Raw genomic sequence first — 6,756 nt, 5'->3', positions numbered from 1 at the left:
GGCTTCGTCTGAGTGGATCTTCAGACTGCGCTGATCCTTTGGGAGTCACTACCTACCGTTACAATCAACGAGTGAATTTGCAAACATTCGTCTTTTAATRAAATCCGATTGATTAGGTTTTTGATTTTCACTTTAGGTAGATGCTTTCCAAAGGGCTTGTCTTCAGCTAACTCTGACTACGCAGAGCTACGTCAGAGTGGATCTTCACACTGCGCTGATCCTTTGGGAGTCACTACCTACCGTTTCAAACAACAAATGAATTAACAACATTCAAGACATATTTATAATAAACGTTCGATTTCATTCACTTATAGAGCCATTATGAAATTCACTCAACTTATTAACGTTCTTAATTTGCCTAAAAAGCTGTGAAGAAAGAGAGTGAGAATAAAATCCGAGGAATATATTTACATTCCCCTTACAAAAGTGTATATTTAATACTGGTAAAATAGTACTAATAAGGAGATTTTGTGATGTCGTTTTTTATTCCGCTTTTCAAACAGTATATAGATGCGATTAAAAATATAAAGAAGAGGTATTATTTGACACCGTTTCTTATTTTAATGTACCTTTTTGTAATCTCACAAATTTGGAAATTGGGTGGACAATTTTTAAGTACTGATTATCAAATAAAGGATATCATCTTTTTTATTTTTTCATTTTTATTTGCTTTCAAACTATACTTTTTTAATACCATTTTTTACCCGCATGCTAATCTGTTTATTCAAACAACCTGGATTTATCAAAAGGTTTTCGGAAGTACTATTGGAGTTATGTCCAAAGGATTTACTAATTACAGTAATATCGGTAAAGATATTCCGGAAGATTACTATATAAGAGGACAAAGAGGTTCTGTTTATACGATCAGTTCTAGCTACAAATCAAAGTTTGAAAGAGTTAAGGATCAACAAATGATTTATTTATTTTACGTGACCATAAAATTTTTGTTTAAAGATATCATATTAAGGATTTTTATTCACTGGGGAGTTTTTATTGTTAGTCCTATTATTTTTCTTTTTGCTGTACCGGTTTTTAATAATAGAGGAATTTTGAAGTATATTGAGAAATAATCTATTAGAATGGAAAAGGCGTTTTGATAAAATGTTTCTAAAAGTAAAGGTTATATTAGCAAGTCTAATCATAATAACAAAAGATTTATTGCTCCTATAAGGAACCTCTAAATAAAACATATGTATAAGATAAGCAGTAACTGTATTTAGTTTAAGAATGTATGGAGGCTATTGAGGCTGGGACAAAAGTTTTTTTAAAATAACCTCAATTAGCGAGAATTGAAATAGTTTGTAATGGATGAATACATAAATAACGAATAGGACCTTCCTTCTTATTAAAAGAAGGAGGGTCCTATTGGATTAGTAGATTCTCTATATAATACATAATCTAGTGGTAGATGAAGTGGCCTGCCGAAATCTACTTTAAAAAAGTTAGTTAAACAACACCAAACCGGACGTGGAGCGTCTTGGAGAACGAATAGCCGAGTACCTAACATGTGTGGAGCTCTTCATTCATGCGAATGGTCCCATCCTTATTAGTTAAACACATTTTTTATGTTTAGAATTCCGGAAAGAACCTTACTCGCTTAATCTGATGGCATTTGCTCCTCATTAATAAATTCATATTCTTCCGTATAGGTACCTTTGGCAAGTACTCTTACAAGCGTTCCTGGATCAAGTCTAGTACTGGTAGAGAATACAACTCGTTTAGTCTCCCCGCTTTCAGTGACGCCTTCCTCCCTATATTTATATCTCCCGTCATCATCTGAAGGGTCATTTTGAATCTCAACATATACATATTCCTGTTCAATCAATGGATTAAAACGATCTAATGGCTCGCGAAATAAGAAGTATAAGCTAACCATGATAACAACGACAACGAGACAAGAAATTAAGACTTTTTTCATAAATTTTCTCCCCTTCTATAATGCATTTGTGACAATGCTTTTGTAATATCGAATCGTAACTACGGTAAACATTAAATAAATGACAATATACGCTAGCATACTAATAATGATTGGGGTGAGCATGCTTGCAGCGATGAGAATAGAACCTACGTTAAGGGCAAAAGCAGCGTGAGTTAACCCAATTCCCAGAGGAATTAAATAAACAAAGAGCTGTTTACGGATGATGCCTTTCATCATATCGTTTACTTGAAATCCGAGTTGTCTAAGTGTCCGATAATGAGTTTTTTCTTGCTCAGCCTCTGTCATTTGTTTGAAGTACAAAATACTTCCCGTTGAAAGGATAAACACCAAGCCTAAAAAGCCGGCAATGAAAATGAGGAGCCCGAAGGTTTGACGCGATGCCTCGTGTTCGGAATAAAAATCAGTGATAAATTCGCCACTGTCCACACTCGTTAGAAAGATGTCCGAGGCGGCACCCGATTTCGTAGTATCCAATAAGTGAAACACTTCAAAGCTCAAAATTTCGTAAGCACCCTCCTGAATGTTTTCTCTTATTTTCTCGAAGGTTTCTTCAGAAACAAGTAATTGATCGCCATGGAATCTATAGTTCATCACGTTTTCAAGCTTAGACTTGGATACCGTTAGACTATTATCTTCATCGTTAGATGCGTACTGCAATTCTTTTGGAGATGAAACCTCCATTCCTTCGATAACCGCTCGCGTACTTTGATAGATGGCTTCACCGTCTTGGGGACGCTCAACATCTAATCCAGCCTGCGCCATTTTTTCTGCTGAGAAAAGCATAGTCTTTCTGTGACGATTGGCTACATTTGGATCCTGATCCGCCCATACGCCATCAAATCGAATGGCATCTACTTGATATTGTTCAAATGGAATCTGTTCGTCTTCTAAGCTACTTTTAATCAGAGCGGCTTCCTCCGGCATATTCTCCACTGCAAAATCAAAAGGCATAGCCAACCTCACATCCTTTTCGGTTGAATAATATAACGAATAGGAAAGGGAAATCATCGTAATCGTCATGGCCGACAATATCGTGATTAAGGTTAACGAATTGGCGTGACCTTTCATTCTGTGCATTAAGGGTGCTACCGAAAGACTATTATACAAGCCGAGATTTCCATTTTGCTTTTTTCGAAATACATATAATATCCAGCTTATGGTCGTATGGAAGACTAAATAGGTTCCGAGTATAGTACTGGCGAGAACGATTAACATAAAATAGATCAGCAAATCCGCATTGTATGCAATAAAGGTAGACATATAATAGCCAAACCCGATTAGACTTAATCCTGCTAACCCTAAAATGCCTGAAACGATGCTTGGACGTTTGACAAAGTGATCATTTTGATTATTTGCTTGAAACAATTGTAGTAATGTACTGCGATAAACCGTCAATATTATTTGTAAGGATGTGACCGCAATTAAACAAGTAAAAACAGCAAGCGTTTGGATGAGTGCCTGGCCAGAAAAGGTTAAGCCAAACGTAACTTCAAGACCGATAATGTTCATAAACAGGATAAGAAAGAGTCGCGATAGCAAAGCTCCGACTAGCGTTCCGATCAGTAAAGCGCCTAGCCCAAGAATGATGTGTTCCAAGATCAGTACCCGAGCGACCCAAGCCTTGGACAAGCCAATTAACTGATATAATCCGATTTCTTGACTGCGTCTTCTAATAAAGATGCCAGTAGCATACATCGTAAACACAATGGTAATGAGAATGAGTAATATTCCAGCGATTTGAAAGGCCGTTGAGAAGTTCATGCTGGCTTGAACCATTTCAACAACAGTTTGGTCATTTTGCAAGGTAGAAAAGATAAAATACAAACTTATGCTGAAAATCATCGCGAAAAAATAGAGATAATACATCTTGATGTTTTTCCGCATACTACGGAGCACTAATTTTTGTGTGTTCATTTCTGATTGCCTCCTCCAAGAACGGCTTGCATATCAAGAAGGTCCTTAAAGAATGATTCTCTCGTTTTCTCTCCTCGATACAATTCAGAAAAAATTTTCCCATCCTTTAAAAAGATGACACGATTACAATAGCTAGATGCTAATGGGTCATGAGTGACCATAACAATGGTTACTTGTCGTGTTTCATTAATCTCATGTAGATTCTCCAATAAATTGGAAGCGGCTTTTGAATCAAGGGCACCCGTAGGCTCATCAGCAAAAACAATCGATGGCGAATGAATTAACGCTCGTGCTGCAGAGGTACGTTGCTTTTGACCACCTGAAATTTCAGAAGGGTATTTATTAGCTAATTCCTTAATATCTAAAATCTCTGCAATCGCATTAAACTCAGCTTCAGCTTGATCTTTGCTTATTTTTGTTAAAGAAACAGGCAGCAATATATTTTCTTTTACCGTTAATGTATCGAGCAAATTGTAATCTTGAAAGATAAAGCCTAAATGTTGACGACGAATGTTTGAAAGCTGTCTATCCTTCATTTTCGAAATCTCGTGCTCTTTTATATGAATTTGGCCATCTGTGGAACGGTCAATAGTAGCTAATGTGTTGAGAAGAGTTGTCTTGCCCGAGCCTGAAGGTCCCATAATTCCAACAAACTCACCCTCAGTCACTCGAAGATCAATTCCTTTTAACACCTGTTGAGCATTGCCCTTTAAGCCATAAGATTTACGTACTCCTTCAGCGATTAAAACCGTCTTCATTATCTTTTGATTTGTCATTTCATACACTCCATTCAAGTTGTTCTATACACAGTGTAATTCTTTTATGGCTCTAGGTCGTAAGCTTTAGGTGATAAAATGGAAGCTAATGTGATATTTTTGTCACTTTGTCAAATAAAAAGCAGTCAGGCTCTAAATATCCTAACTACTTATCATAAAAAGCCTATTTTATAGTAAAGTTCGTCTTATGCGTTCTAATGGATTATGATTAGAGAATATCATCGATATAGAAGTACCTTCACCTACTGCTGAAGCCACCTCAAGTTGAATATGTAATTTCTTGCTGATTTCTTTTGCAAGATAAAGCCCCATTCCGGTGGCTGAGTGCTGAACCCTCCCATTTTCTCCCGTAAAGCCTTTATCAAATATACGTGGCAGGTCATGAGCTTGAATGCCAGCTCCTTCATCTTTAAATGTAACAATGACAGAGTCACTATCGTTGTGATCAATATGAATGAATACATTTCCATCTTTTGGACTATATTTAATCGCATTCGTTAAAAGCTGTCTCATGACAAATCCGCACCATTTCTTATCGGTATACACAGTAGAAGAAGGATTCCCTGTCAACTCAATCGATATATTTTTTTCCATACACCACGTAGATAGCTCTCGAATCTCTTCTTTTATTAAAATTTGTACTTCCTGCTTTTCTGGTATTAAGTCTGAGTCTAAATTAGCAAATCGGGAAATATAAAGCTGACGGTCTATTAATAGGTGCATCCTCAACCAGGTTGCATTTAGCTTTTGAGCTAACTCATTCGATCGATGAGCATCTATGATAATTTTCATAGCGGTAAGGGGCGTTTTTACTTCATGAACCCAGGAGGAAAGATCATCTTGTTCCATTATTTGGGTGGACTGATACTCACGTTGTTTGTTTTGATCATGCTGATGAATGTTTTGTAATAGAGTATAAATCAGTCGGTCAGGAAAACGTATGTCGGGTTCAGAGATGCTTTCAAACCAATCATCTTCCATACGGTTAGAAAGGGTAAGTAGAGATTTATAATAGGCGGTTTCCTTTTTATATCTCCAAATAAAAAAGCTAACGAAGATGGTTATAAACAAGAAATTTAAATATAAAAGAGAATGAGGCTCCACACCAATACCAGAATCAAATTGTATTAAAGCGTTAGTAAGTAGAAGCAGTAATCCAATTAAGCCGAGCCAACTTTTTTTATAAATGAGATACGATATGAACAATGTGAAACCTCCTAAAGCGTAATGGCCATATACCCAAGCCCTTTTTTAGTTACAATCCCTTCCGCTAAATTGAGAGAAGAAAGCTGTTGCCGTAATCTTGTAATGTTGGCAGTGAGAGTATTGTCATTAATATATTGATCATCATCCCAAAGCATTTTCATCAGTTCATGCCGTGAGATAATCTTATTATTTGAACGAACTAAAATGGAAAGAATAAAAAATTCGTTTTTAGTCAGGTTAATGCTTTTCCCATCCTTATAAATCCCACCACTTTTTAAATCAATAAGTGCTTGATTCCACTCAATGACATCCGAGGATGCTTCTTCATACGTATACGTTCGCCGAAGCATAGCCTGAACCTTGGCTAGAAGTACATCCATATTAAAAGGCTTCTGAATGTAATCGTCCGCCCCCAAGTTCATTGCCATCACCATATCCATCGGATGATCTCTTGATGAAAGAAATATAATAGGAACTTTCGAAACGGCCCGTATAGCTCTACACCAATGAAAACCATCGTACTTTGGAAGTTGTATATCAATAATCACTAGGTGTGGGCTATGTTCTACAAAGCTATCCATCACATGAGAGAAATCAGTTGGGCTACTTACCCCATATGACCACTGATTGAGCCCTTCTTTAAGTGCTTCTAGGAGAAGAGAGTCATCCTCAATAATAAAGATATTCATATTCATTCGTAGCCCTCCTTAAACTTTATACTTATTAATTCTAAATGAATCACGAATAAAAAACTAGTATTGCATAAGATAGGAAAGTTTAAGAAGAGGATGTAAATTCAACTTAGTCTCTTATCAATACCTACCTGCTTTACTAGCTCAATAAAGCGTTAATCATACGACTTTTTCTTTCAGGAAGCCTATTTACCTGAAGGCTTTAAAAATGGGTGATTGTAAAAGATGC

At 36.5% G+C, this 6,756-nt stretch carries 6 protein-coding genes; 1 reads left to right on the top strand and 5 read right to left on the bottom strand.

Translation table 11 applies throughout. From position 1 onward, the window contains the following. The first annotated feature begins 473 nt into the window (after positions 1-473). Positions 474-1,070 (top strand): hypothetical protein, encoded by a 597-nt coding sequence (locus AZF04_RS12240; RefSeq protein WP_061948971.1) that lies wholly within the window; start codon positions 474-476, stop codon positions 1,068-1,070. Between the two features lie 527 nt (positions 1,071-1,597). On the opposite strand, the gene AZF04_RS12235 is transcribed toward AZF04_RS12240, so the two are convergent. The 5 genes from AZF04_RS12235 to AZF04_RS12215 all read right to left on the bottom strand — a co-directional run bounded on the left by AZF04_RS12235 (position 1,598) and on the right by AZF04_RS12215 (position 6,530). After that, the gene (locus AZF04_RS12235) at positions 1,598-1,918 is read right to left on the bottom strand and encodes a YxeA family protein (protein WP_061948970.1); all 321 of its coding nucleotides are present in this window, start codon (positions 1,916-1,918) and stop codon (positions 1,598-1,600) included. Positions 1,919-1,933: 15 nt separating this feature from the next. Further along, a complete protein-coding gene (locus AZF04_RS12230) occupies positions 1,934-3,805 on the bottom strand; it encodes an FtsX-like permease family protein (RefSeq protein WP_235599985.1) in 1,872 nt (623 codons plus the stop codon). 44 nt (positions 3,806-3,849) lie between these two features. After that, complete coding sequence (locus tag AZF04_RS12225; RefSeq protein WP_061948968.1) at positions 3,850-4,629, bottom strand: ABC transporter ATP-binding protein; 780 nt, start codon at positions 4,627-4,629, stop codon at positions 3,850-3,852. A 168-nt stretch (positions 4,630-4,797) separates the two neighbouring features. Further along, positions 4,798-5,835, bottom strand: coding sequence for a sensor histidine kinase (locus tag AZF04_RS12220; protein WP_061948967.1), 1,038 nt, complete (start codon positions 5,833-5,835; stop codon positions 4,798-4,800). A gap of 11 nt (positions 5,836-5,846) precedes the next feature. After that, the gene (locus AZF04_RS12215; RefSeq protein WP_082795385.1) at positions 5,847-6,530 is read right to left on the bottom strand and encodes a response regulator transcription factor; all 684 of its coding nucleotides are present in this window, start codon (positions 6,528-6,530) and stop codon (positions 5,847-5,849) included. Between the last annotated feature and the right edge of the window lie 226 nt (positions 6,531-6,756).

The organism is Alkalihalobacillus trypoxylicola, from assembly GCF_001590785.1.
Lineage (GTDB): Bacteria > Bacillota > Bacilli > Bacillales > Bacillaceae_D > Alkalihalobacillus > Alkalihalobacillus trypoxylicola.
The sequence above is the reverse complement of the archived record's forward strand: the minus strand, read 5'-3'. Positions and strand labels throughout refer to the sequence as shown.